This window comes from Leifsonia xyli subsp. xyli str. CTCB07, assembly GCF_000007665.1.
In the GTDB taxonomy this organism is placed as follows: domain Bacteria; phylum Actinomycetota; class Actinomycetes; order Actinomycetales; family Microbacteriaceae; genus Leifsonia; species Leifsonia xyli_C.
This window is the reverse complement of the sequence record NC_006087.1, coordinates 1,974,632-1,991,230: the sequence shown is the minus strand read 5'-3', so window position 1 is coordinate 1,991,230 and position 16,599 is coordinate 1,974,632. Positions and strand designations below refer to the sequence as shown.

General features: G+C 68.8%; 16 protein-coding genes and 1 pseudogene. 12 read left to right on the top strand and 5 right to left on the bottom strand.

Annotated features, from left to right (window positions below):
* The first annotated feature begins 43 nt into the window (after positions 1-43).
* The gene (locus tag LXX_RS09490) at positions 44-1,537 is read left to right on the top strand and encodes a sensor histidine kinase (RefSeq protein ID WP_011186637.1); all 1,494 of its coding nucleotides are present in this window, start codon (positions 44-46) and stop codon (positions 1,535-1,537) included.
* Positions 1,538-1,592: 55 nt separating this feature from the next.
* On the opposite strand, the gene LXX_RS09485 is transcribed toward LXX_RS09490, so the two are convergent.
* Positions 1,593-1,841: a WhiB family transcriptional regulator gene (locus tag LXX_RS09485; RefSeq protein ID WP_011186636.1), complete on the bottom strand. Its 249-nt coding sequence runs from the start codon at positions 1,839-1,841 to the stop codon at positions 1,593-1,595.
* A gap of 193 nt (positions 1,842-2,034) precedes the next feature.
* Here LXX_RS09485 and LXX_RS09480 point away from each other — a divergent pair, with 193 nt between their 5' ends.
* The 9 genes and pseudogenes from LXX_RS09480 to LXX_RS09450 all read left to right on the top strand — a co-directional run bounded on the left by LXX_RS09480 (position 2,035) and on the right by LXX_RS09450 (position 8,313).
* Complete coding sequence (locus LXX_RS09480; protein WP_223227633.1) at positions 2,035-2,481, top strand: hypothetical protein; 447 nt, start codon at positions 2,035-2,037, stop codon at positions 2,479-2,481.
* A 48-nt stretch (positions 2,482-2,529) separates the two neighbouring features.
* Positions 2,530-2,715 carry a hypothetical protein gene (locus tag LXX_RS15785; RefSeq protein ID WP_223227632.1) on the top strand — a complete coding sequence of 62 codons (186 nt, stop codon included), beginning with the start codon at positions 2,530-2,532 and terminating at the stop codon, positions 2,713-2,715.
* Positions 2,716-2,721: 6 nt separating this feature from the next.
* Entirely contained in the window at positions 2,722-3,288 is a 567-nt protein-coding gene (locus tag LXX_RS15780) for a DUF1684 domain-containing protein (RefSeq protein ID WP_370558479.1), read from the top strand.
* A gap of 215 nt (positions 3,289-3,503) precedes the next feature.
* Positions 3,504-3,749: pseudogene (locus LXX_RS16280) on the top strand (ABC transporter substrate-binding protein); the annotation flags it as partial.
* Between the two features lie 88 nt (positions 3,750-3,837).
* Positions 3,838-4,830 (top strand): ABC transporter substrate-binding protein, encoded by a 993-nt coding sequence (locus LXX_RS09470; protein ID WP_370558478.1) that lies wholly within the window; start codon positions 3,838-3,840, stop codon positions 4,828-4,830.
* 90 nt (positions 4,831-4,920) lie between these two features.
* Positions 4,921-5,883, top strand: coding sequence for an ABC transporter permease (locus LXX_RS09465; RefSeq protein ID WP_011186633.1), 963 nt, complete (start codon positions 4,921-4,923; stop codon positions 5,881-5,883).
* The gene (locus tag LXX_RS09460) at positions 5,880-6,764 is read left to right on the top strand and encodes an ABC transporter permease (protein ID WP_041767696.1); all 885 of its coding nucleotides are present in this window, start codon (positions 5,880-5,882) and stop codon (positions 6,762-6,764) included. Before LXX_RS09465 ends, LXX_RS09460 begins: the two co-directional genes overlap by 4 nt.
* Positions 6,761-7,549, top strand: a complete 789-nt coding sequence (locus LXX_RS09455) for an ATP-binding cassette domain-containing protein (protein ID WP_041767695.1) — start codon at positions 6,761-6,763, stop codon at positions 7,547-7,549. The genes LXX_RS09460 and LXX_RS09455 overlap by 4 nt, the downstream gene beginning before the upstream one ends.
* On the top strand, positions 7,546-8,313 hold the full coding sequence (locus LXX_RS09450; RefSeq protein WP_011186631.1) for an ABC transporter ATP-binding protein: 768 nt from the start codon (positions 7,546-7,548) through the stop codon (positions 8,311-8,313). Before LXX_RS09455 ends, LXX_RS09450 begins: the two co-directional genes overlap by 4 nt.
* 9 nt (positions 8,314-8,322) lie before the next feature.
* On the opposite strand, the gene bcp is transcribed toward LXX_RS09450, so the two are convergent.
* Genes bcp through aroA form a run of 3 tightly spaced genes read right to left on the bottom strand, consistent with a single transcriptional unit; the run spans position 8,323 to position 11,243 of the window.
* Positions 8,323-8,796, bottom strand: a complete 474-nt coding sequence (bcp, locus tag LXX_RS09445) for a thioredoxin-dependent thiol peroxidase (RefSeq protein ID WP_011186630.1) — start codon at positions 8,794-8,796, stop codon at positions 8,323-8,325.
* Positions 8,797-8,820: 24 nt separating this feature from the next.
* Positions 8,821-9,879 (bottom strand): ribosome small subunit-dependent GTPase A, encoded by a 1,059-nt coding sequence (gene rsgA / locus LXX_RS09440; RefSeq protein WP_011186629.1) that lies wholly within the window; start codon positions 9,877-9,879, stop codon positions 8,821-8,823.
* Positions 9,879-11,243, bottom strand: a complete 1,365-nt coding sequence (aroA, locus tag LXX_RS09435) for a 3-phosphoshikimate 1-carboxyvinyltransferase (RefSeq protein WP_041767694.1) — start codon at positions 11,241-11,243, stop codon at positions 9,879-9,881. Before aroA ends, rsgA begins: the two co-directional genes overlap by 1 nt.
* A gap of 163 nt (positions 11,244-11,406) precedes the next feature.
* Between aroA and LXX_RS09430 the strand changes: the two genes are divergently transcribed.
* Positions 11,407-12,021: a sigma-70 family RNA polymerase sigma factor gene (locus LXX_RS09430; RefSeq protein ID WP_081423205.1), complete on the top strand. Its 615-nt coding sequence runs from the start codon at positions 11,407-11,409 to the stop codon at positions 12,019-12,021.
* Positions 12,014-12,259 carry a zf-HC2 domain-containing protein gene (locus LXX_RS09425; protein ID WP_041767693.1) on the top strand — a complete coding sequence of 82 codons (246 nt, stop codon included), beginning with the start codon at positions 12,014-12,016 and terminating at the stop codon, positions 12,257-12,259. Before LXX_RS09430 ends, LXX_RS09425 begins: the two co-directional genes overlap by 8 nt.
* Before the next feature lie 320 nt (positions 12,260-12,579).
* Here LXX_RS09425 and LXX_RS09420 read toward each other — a convergent pair whose 3' ends face one another.
* Positions 12,580-16,506 (bottom strand): multifunctional oxoglutarate decarboxylase/oxoglutarate dehydrogenase thiamine pyrophosphate-binding subunit/dihydrolipoyllysine-residue succinyltransferase subunit, encoded by a 3,927-nt coding sequence (locus tag LXX_RS09420; RefSeq protein ID WP_011186626.1) that lies wholly within the window; start codon positions 16,504-16,506, stop codon positions 12,580-12,582.
* Between the last annotated feature and the right edge of the window lie 93 nt (positions 16,507-16,599).

Here is a 16,599-nt window from a genome sequence, read left to right as displayed (position 1 = left end):
TTGTGCAACATTCCAGAAATGCCGACCCGCATACACTGGTGACGTGTCGACGCTCAGTGATCTCGTTCATGCCCAGGGCCGCTCTTCCGAGGCCGACGTCGAATGGCTGTACGGGCTGGTGGGTGACTGGCAGCTGCTGGCCGATCTCGCTTTCGCGGACATCGTGCTCTGGGTGCCGACGGCCGATGACGATTTCGTGGCGGTCGCCCACGCGCGGCCTTCCAGCGCGGCGACGCTGTTCTACCGAGACTTCGTGGGCCAGCGGATCAAGCCGGAGTGGTCGCAGCAGGTGACGGACGCGTACCGGACGAAATCCATCATCGACATGTCCGCGCCCGACTGGTACGAGGAGACGCCCACCCGGGTGCGCGCGCTTCCAGTCATCCGCCGGCTGAGCGTCCACTCGCCGGAGCTGGCGGAGGAGCCGATTGCGGTGATCACCCGGCACACCAACCTCAGCGAGGCGCGTACGCCGAGCCGGCAGGAGCTGACATTCAACGACTGCGCCAATGATCTGTTCACGATGATCGCGACGGGAGACTTCCCCGATCCGGGAGCCCCTGCGGCCCCGCGGCGCGGTGCCCCACGGGCGGCGGACGGCCTGATCCGGCTCGGTGTCGACGGCATCACCACGTTCGCGAGCCCGAACGCCCTGAGCGCCTTCAACCGGATGGGTTTCACCGGGGAGCTGGAGGGCGAGTCCCTCGCGACCGTCACCACGAAGCTGCTGGTGGGCACGATCGCGGTGGACGAGTCGCTGCCGCTGGTCATGACCGGCCGTGCGCCGTGGCGGACCGACATCGAGGCGCGCGGCGTCACCGTCTCGCTGCGCGCCATCCCGATCCGCAACCGCGGCGAGCGGGTCGGCGCGATCGTGCTGTGCCGGGATGTGTCCGAGCAGCGCCACCAGGAGCGCGAACTGATCACGAAGGACGCGACCATCCGGGAGATCCACCACCGGGTGAAGAACAATCTGCAGACGGTCGCCTCACTGTTGCGCATCCAGGCCCGGCGCACCCATTCCGAAGAGGCGCGCGAGGCGCTGAGCCAGGCGATGCGGCGAGTGGCTGCGATCGCCGTCGTCCACGACACGCTCTCCACCGGTCTCGATCAGATCGTGGATTTCGATGATGTGTTCGATCGGGTGCTGCTCCTCGTGGCGGAGGTCGCCGCGAGTCACACGACGACCGTGCATCCGAAGCGGACGGGCCGGTTCGGCTCGATGCCGAGCGAGTATGCGACTCCGCTCGCCCTCGCCCTGACGGAACTGGTGACGAACGCTGTCGAACACGGGCTGGCGGGACGCGAAGGCCAGGTGAAGATCGTCGCCGCCCGCACCGCGGACTTCCTGACGGTCAAGGTGGTCGACAACGGCTCCGGCCTGCCCGAGGGCAAGGTCGGCTCGGGTCTCGGCACCCAGATCGTCCGCACGCTCATCCAGGGTGAACTGGGAGGTGCGATCGATTGGCACACGATGATGGGACAGGGCACAGAGGTTACCATCGAGGTTCCGTTGCGCTACCTGACCAAGGGGTGACACCGGCCCGGCCGTTTCGTGTGGGCGCGAGGGCCGAACCGTAAGTCGCGCGGGTTCAGGAGGCGCGGCGGGCGCGGGCGGCACGTCGTTTGAGGGCGCGGCGCTCGTCCTCGGAGAGGCCGCCCCAGACGCCCGAGTCCTGGCTGGTCTCGAGGGCGTACTGCAGGCAGATCTCGGTCACGGTGCAGCGCGCGCAGACCGTCTTCGCCTTGTCGATCTGGTCGACGGCGGGGCCGGTGTTGCCTACCGGGAAGAACAGTTCGGGGTCCGCGGTCAGGCAGGCGGCTTTGTCGCGCCAATCCATGAAAATGTGCTCCTTGTTGTTTGCTAGGTTTCTCCCGGCCAGAGAGGCTTAGGATGCAGGGTAAGCAGTCGGGTTACAGGGTTCAGACCCGTAAGAAACGAGAAATGACCACGACCCTGTGAGCGTTAACTCGACCTCCCATATGCTCCCATAGCGGTTAACTCGAATCAATAGTTTTGTATGAGACAACGCTGTGAACACACGATCGAAACGTCTGGACGCTAAAGTGCCCGCCCTGTCTTCCCCCCGTCGTCCGCCGCTGCTGGTGGCGCTGGCCGTGATCCTCGGTCTGGAGTCCGCTCTTGTCACCGGGCTGGCGGTCTGGCTGCTGGTCGACCTGCTCACGATCGCCCCTCAGTCGTTCGTGACGGCGATCGCGATCTTCGTGCTCACCGTGCTGGCCGCAGTGTGGGCGATCGCGACGCTGGTCGGCATCCTCGCACTGCGGGCGTGGGCGCGTGCCTCGACGGTCACCATCCAGGTCCTGATGCTGGCGGTCGCCGTCGGCAGCTTCCAGGGCCTCGTCGCGCGGCCGGATCTGGGCTGGGGCCTGCTTGTCCCTGCGGTCGCCGCCGGGGTGCTCGCCGTGGTTCCTTCGGTTGTGAAGGTCATCGCCCGAAATACTCAGTCACACGAATAGCGCCGGGCTGGGAACAACCCCGAGACTCGGGGTGTTATGTCTGGAATCGTGTCTCAACTCCCTGCCCCAGCTGCACCCGCCCTGCTCTCCGCCTCCCCGTCCACCGTCGCGGCCGCTCGCGCCGTCTATAGCTCGTGGCGCTCCTCGTGGCTGTCCGCCGTCGTCGGCCCGATAGGGAATCTCGCGCTCATCGAGACGCGCTGGCTGCCTGAGGGCGACACGACGAGCGCGTAGGAGGCGCTGGCCGGCCACCCCGCGACCGTCACCGCCACCGCGCTCGAGCGCGGCACCCTCGACACCGGCGTCCCTGAGCGAGGCATCCGGCTCTGGGAAGCGGCGGCCCCGGCCATCCGGGCCTTCGACACCATCGACGCCTTCCCGTTCGACCCGGCGTGGGTCGTTGAGGCGACGTTCACACCGGTGGCGGGGGAGCGCACCATCCCGTTCGAGCACATCCGGGACAACGGCCTTACCCGCGACAAGGTCGTACCCGGAGACATCTCCTTCTCGCGCGACGGCGTCGACTACACCCTGAGCGCGTTCGACGATGAAGGGACGCTGCTGTTGGTCTTCGGCGACCCGACCAACGGCGTCGAGGGCGACGGCGGGACCTACGCCTCCGGCCGCTTCCTCTTCGTCGCCCGGCATGGCGATCGCGCCGTCCTCGACTTCAACCGCGCATTCGTCCCGCCCTGCGGCTTCTCGGACCAGTTCAACTGTCCGCTGCCGCCGCGGAGCAACCGCTTCGCCTTCCCGGTCACGGCCGGGGAGAAGCGCGTCGTGTTCCGCGAGGGCTTCGCGCACTGACCCGCCCAAACACCCAACCTTCCTCACAGTACAGGAGAACGCCCTTGAGAAAGACTCCCCTTCTCGCCACGCTCGCGATCGGCCTGGCCTCGGCGCTGGCGCTCGCCGGCTGCGCGGGCGGCCCGTCGTCCGCTGGGGGCCCGGACGCGTCCATCGCCATCGGCTCGCTCTATGAGCCGGTCAACCTCGACAACACCGGCGGCGGCGGACAGGGCGTGACCGAGGCGCTGAACGGCAATGTCTACGAGGGTCTGTTCGCGCTCACGGACGACGGCAAAGTCGAGCCGTTGCTCGCCACCGGCTACACGGCGAGCGAGGACGGCCTGACGTACACGTTTACCCTGCGCGATGGCGTTAGCTTCCACTCCGGCAAGCCGCTCACCAGCGCCGCGGTGAAGTCGAGCATCGAGCGCGTCCTCGCTGACGGCTCCCAGTCCGCCCGCAAGTCGCAGCTCGCTGTGATCTCCGGCATCGAGACGCCCGACGCGAAGACCGTGGTCATCACGCTGATGGCGCGGTCGATTTCGCTGCCGTACAACCTCAGCATACATCTGGATCTACGGACCGGGTACGTCGAACTACAAGACGGCCGAGGACGGCACGGGGCCGTACAAGCTCGGCGCCTGGAAACGCGGCAGTTCGCTCAGCCTCGAGCGCTGGAGCGGCTACTGGGGCGCCGCGGCGAAGAACAGGGAGGTCGTCTTCGAGTACTTCACCGACGCGAGCGCTCTCTCGAACGCCCTGCTGACCAACCGCGTCGACATCGTCACGAGTGTGCAGAGCCCGGACGCGCTCGCGCAGTTCCGGGGCAATGCGGACTACCGGATCAGCGAGGGGACCTCGACGACGAAAGAACTCCTGGCCTTCAACGACAGGGTCGCGCCGTTCGACAAGGCTGAGGTGCGCAAAGCTGTCTCCTCGGCGATCGACAAAAAGAAGCTCCTCACGTCGATCTGGGGAGACTATGGCACGCTCATCGGCTCGATGGTCCCGCCGAGCGACCCCTGGTACGAAGACCTCACCGCAGTCAACCCGTACGATGTCTCGCTCGCGAAGAAGGAACTGGCCGAGGCCGGATTCCCGAACGGGTTCGCCTTCGCGCTCGACACCCCGACCTACGACCCGCACCCGGCGGTGGCCGAGTTCCTCAAGACGGAACTCGCCAAAGTCGGAGTCACGGTGAACATCAACTCGATCTCCGCCGATGAGTGGTACACGAAAGTGTTCAAGAACCACGACTTCACCGCGACGCTGCAGGAGCACGTCAACGACCGCGATGTGGTCTGGTATGGCAACCCGGACTTCTACTGGGGTTACGGCAATCCCCAGGTGACCCAGTGGGTCGCCGAAGCGGAGCAGGCGCCGACCACGGCTGAGCAGACCGCGAAGCTCAAGCTCGTGGGCGAGCAGATCGCGAAGGACGCGGCCAGCGCCTGGCTGTACCTGTATCCGCAGATCGTGGTCGCCTCGAGCGCTGTGACCGGCTATCCGGTGAACGGGCTGAACTCGCAGTTCTACGCCTACGGCATCGTCAAGAAGTAGTCCTCCACACCCCCATCGTCCGATCCGCCTCTCCACAGAGTCCCGGGTGGCCCTCTCCCCGGACGTCCGGGCATCTACGCTGAGATCATCATGGCTGTCTACCTCTTCCGTCGCACGGCGTTCCTCGTGGTGTCGTTGCTGCTCGCCATGGTGGTGCTGTTCTTCCTCTTGCGTGTGCTCCCGGGCGATCCGGCCAACGCGCTGCCCTCCGCGAGCGCGACCCCGGAGCAGATCGCGGCGGCGCGGCAGCAGGTCGGCAGCGACCTCCCGCTGGTGCAGCAGTTCGCGACGTGGTTCGGATCCCTCCTCACGTTCGATCTCGGGGAGTCGTTCATCACCTCCCTGCCGATCGGCCCGGAGATCGCGTCCCGGCTGGTGGTGACCGTCCAGCTGACGCTGCTCTCGTTCGCGCTCGCGGTCGGGCTGGCGCTGCCGATCGGTTTCTTCGCGGCTTGGAAGGCCGACCGATGGTACGGGCTGGCGCTCTCCGCGTTCTCGCAGCTGGGGATCGCCGTGCCGGTGTTCTGGGTCGGCATTCTGCTGGTCGGCGTGTTCTCGATCGCCCTGCGCTGGTTCCCGTCGGGCGGATTCCCGCGGGACGACTGGGCCGACCCGGTTGCGGCGCTCGGGTCGCTCGCGCTGCCGATCGCGACGATCGCGATTGTGATGAGCGCCTCGATCTCGTGGTATGTGCGCAGCGCGACGCTGGATGTGATCGGCAGCGACTACTTGCGGAACGCCCGTGCGCTCGGTTCCGGATTCGGGCGGGCGATGTGGCGGCACGGACTGCGCAACGGCGCGGCGCCGGTTGTCTCGGTTCTCGGGATCGAGCTGGCGACCGCGTTCCTCGGGGCGGTCGTGGTCGAGAGCGTGTTCGCGCTGCCGGGGCTGGGGAGCATGCTGCTGAGGGCGATCGAGCAGCATGACTCCCCCGGCATCCAGGGCATCCTCTTCGTCTCGACGCTGCTCGTCCTGGTTGTCGGCTTCCTGGCCGACATCACGCAGCGCCTCATCGACCCGCGGCTGCGGCACAGCATTTCGGGGGACCGATGAACGCGGTGGTGAAGCAGACGGTCGCTCAGGACCCGGCGCCGGACCGGCGCGCGGGCGCCCCGCACCGCACGCGCCGGTCGCTGACGCTCGGGACCGGCCTGGCGCTGGTCGGGCTGGTGGCGCTCGTGGCAGCGGTCTCGTTCGTGTGGCTTCCGTACGCGCAGGGCGACACCTCGGGCGGGCGGCTGCACCCGCCGGACGCCTCGCACTGGCTCGGGACCGACCGGTTCGGGCGTGATCTGCTGACCCAGCTCATGATCGGCTCCCGGATCGTCCTCGCGGTCGGAGCGGGAGCGGCGGTCATCGGCGCGATCGCCGGTGTGACGGTCGGGACGCTGGCCGCTTTCGCGACGCGCTGGCTGGACGACACGGTCTCGGCTGTGCTCGACATCCTGATCGCCTTCCCGACGCTGCTGCTCGCCATGCTCATCGTCGCGGCGCAGGGGGCGTCGCTCGGGACGGCGATCCTGGCGATCGGGCTCGCGCTGTCGGCGGTGGTCGCGCGGCTGACGCGCATCCTCGCGAAGCGCGTGCTGGCGCAGCAGTACGTCACGGCCGCGCGGACGGCGGGGACCTCGTGGGCGGGCATCGTGGGGCGGCACATCCTGCCCAACATCTGGCCGACGCTGAGCGTGAACCTCGCGCTGCAGTTCGGCGTCGCCGTGCTCGCGGAGGCGATTCTGTCGTACCTGGGGCTCGGGGCGCCGCCGCCGAACGCCTCGTGGGGCCGGCTGCTGCAAGAGGCGCAAGGAACGGCCGCCGTCGCCCCGGCGGGTGCGATCGCGCCCAGTGTGGCCTTGGTGGTGCTTGTGGTCGGAGTCAATCTCGTCGCCGACGGAGTGCGGGACATCGGCGACCCGACGCTCAGGAGGTCGCGATGATTCTGGAGGTGCGGGATCTTGGCGTGAGCGGCCGCGACGGCTCGCCGCTGGTGGAGGGCGTCTCGTTCGGACTCGACGTGGGGGAGCGGCTCAGCCTGATCGGCGAGTCGGGCTCGGGCAAATCGCTGACGTCGTTCGCTGTGACCGGGTTGCTCCCCGACGGGCTGACGGCGACCGGGGAGGTCGAACTCGCCGGGGTGCCGGTCATCGGGGTCAAGGAGAGGACGCTCGTGCCGCTCCATGGGCGGACGGCCTCGCTCGTCTTCCAGGAGCCGCTGACAGCGCTCGACCCGCTCATGCGGCTCGGGAAGCAGGCGGCAGAGCCGCTGCACCGCCACCTCGGGCTGCGCGGCGCGGGGCTGCGACAGGCGGTGCTGGAGGCTCTCACCGAGGTCCGGCTGCCCGAGCCCGAACGCATCGCCCGGGCTTACGCACACGAGATCTCCGGCGGCCAGCGCCAGCGCGTGGCCATCGCCGCAGCGCTGGCCTGCCGCCCCCGGCTGCTCATCGCGGACGAACCGACGACCGCGCTCGACGTCACGGTCCAGGCGGACATCCTGAACCTCTTGGACAGCCTGGTCGCCGAGCGCGGGATGGCGCTCCTGTTCGTCAGCCACGATCTCGCGGTCGTCTCGCGGATGACCGATCGAGCGCTCGTGCTGCGCGGGGGACGGGTGGTGGAGGAAGGCGCGATCGAACGCATCCTGACCTCGCCGGCCGACCCCTACACGGCGGAACTCGTTCGCAGCGCCCGGCGCCTGGATGCCGCCCTGGAGGTGTCGTGACCGTCATCCTGAAACTGCGTGAGGCCGGCTTCCGCTACCGGCGTGCCCCAGTATGGGCGCTCGACGGTGTCTCGTTCGCGGTCGAGCCGGGCCGGAGCGTCGGGCTCGTCGGGGAGTCCGGCGCGGGCAAGACGACCATGCTCTCGCTGCTCCTCGGCCTCGCGGCGCCGACCAGCGGCAGCGTCGAGTTCGACGGCGTGCCGCTCGACCGGCGCGATCGGGCCCGGATGCGGGAATTCCGGCGCAGTGTGCAGGCGGTCTTCCAGGACCCCTACTCCTCCCTGAATCCGCGGCAGAGCGTCGGGCGCATCGTCGGGGAGCCGCTTGCTTCGCTGAAGCTCGCCAGCGGGGCGGAGGCCCGCGACCGGGTGGCCGAGGCGCTGCGAGCCGTCGCCCTGCCGGCGGAGGCTGCGCAGCGCTACCGGCACGAGTTCTCGGGCGGCCAGCGCCAGCGCATCGCCATCGCCCGGGCGATCGTGCCGCGACCGCGGGTGCTGCTCGCAGACGAGCCGGTGAGCGAGCTCGATGTGACCACGCGCATCCAGATCATCGAATTGCTCGGTGAGCTGACCGAGCGAAATGAAATGACAATTGTGATGGTCTCGCACGACCTCAGCGTCGTCGCGGCGCTCTGCCGGCAGGCCGTCGTGCTGCGCGGTGGCCGTGTGGTCGAACAGGGGCCGACCCAGGACGTCCTCGGCGCCCCGGCCGACCCCTACACGCAACGGCTCATCGCGTCCGTGCCGCGACTGCCCGCCGTTTGACCGGCGCCCTCAGTCGAGGCCGAGCTTCTTCCGCAGCGAGGTGACGTGGCCGGTGGCCTTCACGTTGTACAGAGGGAGGCGGACGCTGCCGTCCGTGTCCAGGACGAACGTGGAGCGGATGACGCCCTCCACGACCTTGCCGTAGAGCTTCTTCTCGCCGTACGCGCCGTACGCGCTATGCACCGCGAGGTCTTCGTCCGAGAGCAGCGGGAAGTTCAGCCCCTCCTGCTCCGCGAACCGCTTGTTCTTGGCCGGGGCGTCTTTCGAGATGCCGATGACCCGGTAGCCGCTCGACGCGAGCGAGGCGAGGCTGTCGCGGAAGTCGCACGCCTCCTTGGTGCAGCCCGGGGTCATCGCCGCGGGGTAGAAGTAGACGATGACCTGCTCACCGGCGTAGTCGGCGAGCGAGACGGATTTGCCGTCCTGGTCCTTCAGTGTGAATGCGGGTGCGGCCTGGCCGGCCTCGAGACGAGCGTCAGTCATGCCGCTATTCTCCCAGCGCCGCCGTCAGCGCGCGAGTGTCGTCAGGAGCCGTTGCAGCGAATCCAGCCGGGCTGTGCCGATCTCGCCCAGCTGTCCCTCCTCGACGGCCTCGGCGATTGCGCAGTCGGGGGCGTTCGGCAGGTGGGTGCAGCCGCGCGGGCACTCTTCTGCGAGCCGGGCGAGGTCGGTGAACGACGTCAGGATACTGGCGGTGTCGACGTGCCCGAGCCCGAACGAGCGGACCCCCGGGGTGTCGATGACCCAGCCGTGGCCCGCGTCGTTCCCGGCCCGCAGCGAGACGGTCGAGGAGGAGGTGTGCCGTCCCCGGCCGGTCACCTCGTTGACGTGTCCGGTCGCGCGCCCGGCGCCGGGCACGATCGCATTGACGAGAGTCGATTTGCCGACCCCCGAGTGCCCCACGACGACGGTGCTGCGTCCGATCAGAGCGGCTGTGATCTCCTCGACCGGGATCGCATCCTCGCGGCTCGTGAACACCGGCAGGTCGAGCCCCGCGAAGTTGTGCAGGAACGGCGCGGGGTCGGTCAGATCGATCTTCGTCACGCAGAGCATCGGCTCGATCCCCGCGTCATAGGCGGCGACGAGGTAGCGGTCAACCAGCCGGGTTCGGGGTTCGGGGTTTGCGGCGGCGACGACGACGAGCATCTGATCGGCGTTCGCGACCATGACCCGCTCGACTTCGTCGGTGTCGTCGGCGCTGCGGCGCAGCAGCGTCGTGCGCGGCTCGATGCGGACGATGCGCGCGAGGGTGCCCTGCCCGCCGGTGGTGTCGCCCACGACCGCGACCCGGTCGCCGGTCACGATGGGCTTCCGGCGCAGTTCGCTGGCCCGGGCTGCCGTGACTTCGCGCTCGTGGTCGGCGTCCTCGTCCAGCAGCACCGTGTAGCGCCCGCGGTCGACGCCGAGCACCCGTGCGATCTCCGCGTCCGCGTGCTCCGGGCGCACCTTCGTCCGTGGGCGGTTCCCCTTGGGATTCGGCCGGCTGCGGATGGCCGAATCGTCATAGCGGTCGAACTCGTCGTCGTCATCGTCGTCCGACCACCACGACCCCGAGCCGCCGGGCATCAGGGGCGGGCGCTCTCGTCGAGCATCCGCGCCCACAGCTCGGTGAAGTGGGGGAGGGTCTTCGCCGTCGTGGCGACATTCTCGATCTCCACACCCTCGACGGCCAGCCCGACGATCGCCCCGGCGGTCGCCATCCGGTGATCCTCGTAGCTGCGCCACACGCCGCCCGTGAGCGGCCTCGGTTCGACCCGGAGGCCGTCCTCCAGCTCGGTGACCGCGCCGCCGAAACCATTGATCTCGGCCGCGAGGGCAGCCAGGCGGTCGGTCTCGTGGTGGCAGATGTGGCCGATGCCGGTGATCTCGCTCGGGCTGTCGGCCAGAGCGGCGATCGCGACCAGGGCGGGCGCGAGCTCGCCGCCGGTCGTCAGATCCAGCCGGATGCCCTGGATGCGCTCGGGGCCGGTGACCGTCAGCCGGTCGACGGCCTTCGTCACGGTCGCCCCGAACAGCGGCAGCAGGTGGGCTAGGTCGGCGCCGACCTGTGTGGTCGACTCGGGCCAGCCCGTGATCGTGACCGAGCCGCCGGTGACGACGGCCGCGGCCAGGAAGGGGGCGGCGTTGGAGAGGTCCGGCTCGATGTCCACGTCGCGCGCGGCGATCGGACCGGGCTGCACGACCCAGCGGCCCGTCTCGGGTGAGTCGACGGCGACACCGCGCGCGGCGAGCGCGGCCACCGTCATCTCGATGTGGGGCAGGCTGGGGAGGCGCTCGCCGGAGTGCGTCAGATCGAGGCCGTTCTCGAAACGGCTGGCCGAGAGCAGAAGGGCGCTGACGAACTGGCTGGAACGGGAGGCGTCTACCTCGATCGCGCCGCCGGCGACCGTCCCGGTGCCGTGGACGGTGAACGGGAGGGCGCCGTGGCCGTCGTCGTTGATCTCCACGCCGAGCCCGCGGAGGGAGGCGATGATCGCGGTCATGGGCCGGCCGCGCGCGGAGTCGTCCGCGTCGAACATCGTCGGGCCGAGCGCGAGCCCGGCGATCGGCGGCACGAAGCGCATGACCGTCCCGGCCTGGCCGCACTCGATGGTGGTGCTGCCGAGCAGCTCTTCGGCGGGGGTGACCAGGAAATCGGAGCCGAACCCGCCTGAGCCTTCTCTCTCTTCGACTCTCACGCCGAGCGAGCGCAGCGCCTCCACCATCGCGGCGCTGTCGCGTGAGTGCAGCGGCGCCCTCAGCAGCGAGGGGCCGTCCGCGAGGGCGGCCAGAACCAGTTCGCGGGCGGTCAGCGACTTGGACCCGGGAAGGGCGACGGAGGCCGAGACCGGCCCCGGCGCGACGGGAGCGGCCCACAGTTCGTTGGGCTTCTCCACACGGGTGTCGCCGTAGGGATTGAAGTCGGGGGTGGAATAGTTCGAGATCAGCATTGTTGTCCAGGGTATCCGTGTTCTCGCCGGAAGGAAGGATCGGCCTGTGGCGTCCACTCCCGCTGTTCTCAACGCTCCCCGTTCCATCCCGCGCGCCCGCTTCGGCTCGGCGGGCGCCACCGTGGGGGACCGCGGGCGGAAGCTGCAACTAGACTGGCCCCTGATGACCACCGAAACTGAGGATCTGGGCGCTCTGTTCGAGGAGCAGGCGCTGCCGTTCATGGACCAGCTCTATGCGGCCGCGCTCCGGATGACCAGGAACCCGGCCGACGCGCAAGACCTGGTGCAGGAGACCTACGTCAAGGCGTTCGCTGCCTTCCGGCAGTTCCAGCAGGGCACCAACCTGAAGGCCTGGCTGTACCGCATCCTCACCAACACCTTCATCAACATGTACCGCAAGAGACAGCGCGAGCCCTACCAGGGGACGATCGACGAACTCGAGGACTGGCAGATGGGAGGGGCGGAGTCCGCCACCGCCCCCGCGAGTCGCTCGGCCGAGGCGGAGGCGATCGACCACCTGCCCGACAGTGCCGTCAAGGACGCTTTGCAGGCCATTCCCGAAGACTTCCAGCTGGCCGTCTACCTCGCTGATGTCGAAGGGTTCTCTTACCAGGAGATCGCCGACATCATGAAGACCCCGATCGGCACCGTCATGAGCCGCCTCCACCGCGGCCGTCGGATGCTCCGGGAGCTTCTGACCGATTATGCGCACGAGCGTGGCTTCTCCGCCGTTCAGGGGGACCGGGCCGTGCAGAACCCAGGAGCACGACATGACTGACTGCGGATGCGAGAAGGCCAAGGCCGAACTCGAAGAGTATCTGCGCAACGAGCTCTGCAGCGAGGACGCTGCGGATGTGCGCGAGCACCTCGCCAACTGCGACGGCTGCTCCGACGAGCTGCACCTGAACATCGTCCTCACCGAGGCGGTGCAGCGCGCCTGCAAGGAGACCGCTCCCGAGACGCTGCGCGCCGAGGTGCTGATGCGGATACGGTCGTTTCAGACGGCGGCGCACTGATCCCGGGCGGCCTCAGCGCCGCTGCGCCTGGCGCAGGAAGAACAGACCGCCGAACGGATCGGTGACTCGGGAACCGTGCCAACTCGCTGTCCCCGGGATCGTGGGCGACCGGTGCCGCCCAGCAGAGCTCGCCGGGGCGGTGGGCGGGCAGCGCGGTCCTGCGGTCAACCTACGCCCGGGACACCGCTGCCCACGACCGCACCTCCTCGGTGGCGCCGGAGACGCTGCCGTCTTCTCCGGCGCAGCACACCGCGAAAGGAAGCGCGGGGAAGCGAAGAGCCCCGGTTCGGTCTGAACCGGGGCTCTTCGCTCACTCGCCGCTACAGCTTTAGCGCCCGTTGGATGAGCACCGCCTGCTCCTGCGCGTGGCGTTTCGCCGAGCCTGCGGCGGGCGACGCCGACGGCGGCCGGGAGACGACGCCCAGCGGGCGCGGGCCCAGCTTTGAGGTCTCCAGGATCATGTACGGCCAGGCCCCCTGGTTCTCGGGCTCGTCCTGAACCCACACCAGCTCGGCGTTGGGGTAGGAGTCGACGGTCGCCTTCAGCTCGGCGGTCGGGAGCGGGGAGAACTGCTCGACGCGCACGAGGGCGATCTCCGGGTTGGGGTTCTTCTCCAGTTCGCTGAGCAGGTCGTAGTACAGCTTGCCCGCGAGGAGCAGGACGCGCTTGACCGCTGCTTTGTCTCCGATGCGCGGGTCGTCGATCACCGGCTCGAAGCGGCCCGAGGTGAAGTCCGCGATCTCGCTGGAGGCTCCGCGCAGGCGGAGCATCGCCTTCGGCGTGAAGACGACCAGCGGCCGGCGCGGGCGGGCGTACGCCTGGCGGCGCAGCAGGTGGAAGTACGACGCCGGGGTGGACGGGCGCGCGACGGTCATGTTGTTCTCGGCGCACAGCTGCAGGTATCGCTCTATGCGGGCGCTGGAGTGGTCCGGGCCCTGGCCCTCGTAGCCGTGGGGGAGGAGCAGGACGAGCGATGAGCGCTGGCCCCACTTCTGCTCGGCCGAGGAGATGAACTCGTCGATGATCGTCTGGGCGCCGTTGGCGAAGTCGCCGAACTGGGCCTCCCAGAGCACGAGTGCGTCCGGGCGCTCCACCGAGTAGCCGTACTCGAAGCCCATGGCCGCGTACTCGCTGAGGAGCGAGTCGTAGATCCAGAGCTTCGCCTGGTTGTCGCTGAGGTTCGCCAGCGGCAGCCATTCCTGGCCGTTGGCGCGGTCGTGCAGCACGGCGTGGCGTTGGACGAACGTGCCGCGCCGAGCGTCCTGGCCGGCCAGGCGCACCGGAGTCCCCTCCAGGAGCAGCGAGCCGAGAGCGAGGAGTTCGCCGAAGCCCCAGTCGACCGAGCCGTTGCGGCTCATGTCGCCGCGCTTGCTCAGCAATTGCTGGAGCTTCGGATGCACGCTGAACCCGGCGGGCGGGTTGTTGAAGGCGTCGCCGATGAGGTGGATGACCTGCTCGCTCACCGCGGTCGTCTCCGGTTCGCCGACGTTGTCGTCGTTCTGCTGTGCGATCGGCTGTTCGAGCTCGCCGCCGTCCTGCGCGATCACCGGCGTCGAGTTGGTCTGCGCCGCGTGCGTCTCCATGAAGGCGCGCTCCAGGCGCTCCTGGAAGTCGCGGTGCGCGGCCTCGTATTCCTCTTCGGTGATGTCGCCGCGGCCGACCAGGGCCTCGGTGTACAGGCGGCGTACGGAGCGCTTGGCCTCGATCAGGTTGTACATGAGCGGCTGGGTCATCGAGGGGTCGTCGCCCTCGTTGTGACCGCGGCGGCGGTAGCAGACGAGGTCGATCACGACGTCGCGCTTGAACTCCTGGCGGTACTCGAAGGCCAGCTGGGCCACGCGGACCACGGCCTCCGGGTCGTCCCCGTTGACGTGGAAGATCGGCGCCTGGATGGTCTTTGCCACATCGGTCGAGTACATGGACGTACGAGACTCGGTGGGAGGCGTGGTGAAGCCGACCTGGTTGTTGATGTTGACGTGGATGGTGCCGCCGGTGCGGTAGGCGCGCAACTGCGACATCTGAAGGGTCTCGACCACGACACCCTGGCCGGCCATCGCGGCGTCGCCGTGGATGAGGACCGGGAGGGTGAGGAAGGTTCCGGCCGGGCGGCGGTCCTGTTTGGCGCGTACGATGCCTTCGAGAACGCCGTCCACCGCCTCCAGGTGCGACGGGTTCGCGGCCAGATAGACCGGGATCTCCTCGCCGCCTGCGCCGTGGAACGTGCCCTCGGTGCCGAGGTGGTACTTGACGTCGCCCGACCCCTGCACGGTGCGCGGGTCCTGGGTGCCCTCGAACTCGCGGAAGATCTGCCCGTAGGTCTTGCCCGCGATGTTCGTGAGGACGTTCAAGCGGCCGCGGTGCGCCATCCCGATCGCGACCTCGTCGAGGCTCTCTTCGGCGGCGCCCTGCAGGATGGTGTCGAGCAGTGCGATGGTGGACTCGCCGCCTTCGAGGCTGAAGCGCTTCTGGCCGACGTACTTCGTCTGCAGGAAGGTCTCGAACGCCTCCGCCTCGTTGAGCTTGCCGAGGATGCGCAGCTGCTCGTCGTGGGTCGGCTTCTGGTACGGCCGCTCCAGCTTCTCCTGCAGCCACTTGCGTTGCGCCGGGTCCGGGATGTGCATATACTGGATCCCGACTGTGCGGCAGTAGGAGTCGCGCAGGACGCCGAGAATGTCCCGCAGCTTCATCGTGTGTTTGCCCTGGCTGCCGAAGCCGCCGGTGACGAACTCGCGGTCCAGGTCCCAGAAGGTGAGGCCGTGGGTCTCGATCTCCAGGTCCGGGTGGCTGCGCTGCACGTATTCGAGCGGGTCGATGTCGGCCATCAGGTGCCCGCGGACGCGGTAGGAGTTGATGAGTTCCTGAACGCGCGCGGTTTTGTCCACGGCGCTCGCCAGATCGACCGAGATGTCCGGGTTCCACTGGATCGGTGCGTACGGGATGCGCAGCTCGGCGAAGATGTTCTCGTAGAAACTCCGCTTGCCGGTGAGCAACTCGTGAACGATCTTCAGGAACTCGCCGGAGCCCGCGCCCTGGATGACGCGGTGGTCGTAGGTGCTCGTGAGCGTGATGGTCTTGCCGATGGCGAACCCCGCGAGCGTTTTCTCGCTGGAGCCCTGGAATTCGGCCGGATACTCGAGCGCTCCGGCGCCGATGATCGCGCCCTGGCCCTTCATGAGGCGCGGCACGGAGTGTACGGTGCCGATGCCGCCGGGGTTCGTCAGCGAGATGGTGGTGCCGGCGAAGTCGCCGGCCGCGAGTTTGTTGCTCCTGGCCTTCGAGACGAGGTCTTCATACGCGGCGAGGTAGTCGCCGAAGCGCAGGGTGTCGGCGCGTTTGATGCTCGGGACGAGGAGGGCGCGGGAGCCGTCCGGCTTCGGCAGGTCGATCGCGATGCCGAGGTTGATGTGCGCGGGGGCGACGACGGAGGGCTTTCCGTCGACTTCGTCGTAGAAGACGTTCTGGCTCGGGAACTCTTTGAGCGCCTGGACGAGCGCCCAGCCGATGAGGTGTGTGAACGAGACCTTGCCGCCGCGGGCGCGTTTGAGGTGGTTGTTGATGACGATGCGGTTGTCGATCATCAGCTTGGCCGGGATGGTGCGGACGCTGGTCGCGGTCGGGACCGTGAGCGAGGCGTCCATGTTGCTGGCGAGCGTCTTGGACATGCCGCGCAGTGGGGTGACCCTGTCTTCATCGGCCGTCTCGGCGACCGGGGTGGGGGAGGTGACCGGCGCGTCGGCCGGGACCGGCTGCGGCTTCGGCGCGACCGAGGTGGTGCGCGCGACGGGCTGCTGGCCGATGATCGGGATCGGCGTCGTCACCGGTTTGGGCTCGGCCGGGTGGGCGGCCGGCGCCTGCGCGGCGGCGGCCGCTGTCGGCTCCGGCGGGGCGGCGGACGTCGGCGCGGCGGGTTCGCTGGGCGTCGGCGCGGTCGGTTCGCTGGGCGTCGGCGCGGTCGGTTCGCTGGGCGTCGGCACGAGCGGCTCGGCGGGCGCAGGGAATGACGGCTCGCTCGGGGACGGGACGCCCGGCTCCGCGGGGGCCGGTGCGGGGGTCTCGTCCTGGTCTGGAGCGGAGGCCTGGCCCTCCTTCACCGGGTTGTAGTTCTCCAGGATGGGCCACCAGGACTTGTCGACCGAGTTCTTGTCCTGCACGAACTGCTCGTACAGTTCGTCGACGAGCCACTCGTTGGCTCCGAACTCACCCGACGATCCCTCGTCGGTCCCTACACCGGTCAATTGGCTCGACACAGCCGATCGCCCACTCTCTCCGTTGATTTCGCTACGATCGGGCAGCGATTCACCACCCGAATCCCTCCCCGCTAAGCCTAATCCTATCGGGGC

Excerpts from the sequence above, each read along its gene's own strand:
- bcp (WP_011186630.1), bottom strand. The coding sequence starts at position 8,796 with ATGACTGACGCTCGTCTCGAGGCCGGCCAGGCCGCACCCGCATTCACA.
- LXX_RS09425 (WP_041767693.1), top strand. The coding sequence starts at position 12,014 with ATGACTGACTGCGGATGCGAGAAGGCCAAGGCCGAACTCGAAGAGTAT.
- LXX_RS09460 (WP_041767696.1), top strand. The coding sequence starts at position 5,880 with ATGAACGCGGTGGTGAAGCAGACGGTCGCTCAGGACCCGGCGCCGGAC.
- rsgA (WP_011186629.1), bottom strand. The coding sequence starts at position 9,879 with ATGCCCGGCGGCTCGGGGTCGTGGTGGTCGGACGACGATGACGACGAC.
- LXX_RS09455 (WP_041767695.1), top strand. The coding sequence starts at position 6,761 with ATGATTCTGGAGGTGCGGGATCTTGGCGTGAGCGGCCGCGACGGCTCG.
- LXX_RS09465 (WP_011186633.1), top strand. The coding sequence starts at position 4,921 with ATGGCTGTCTACCTCTTCCGTCGCACGGCGTTCCTCGTGGTGTCGTTG.
- aroA (WP_041767694.1), bottom strand. The coding sequence starts at position 11,243 with ATGCTGATCTCGAACTATTCCACCCCCGACTTCAATCCCTACGGCGAC.
- LXX_RS09485 (WP_011186636.1), bottom strand. The coding sequence starts at position 1,841 with ATGGATTGGCGCGACAAAGCCGCCTGCCTGACCGCGGACCCCGAACTG.
- LXX_RS09430 (WP_081423205.1), top strand. The coding sequence starts at position 11,407 with ATGACCACCGAAACTGAGGATCTGGGCGCTCTGTTCGAGGAGCAGGCG.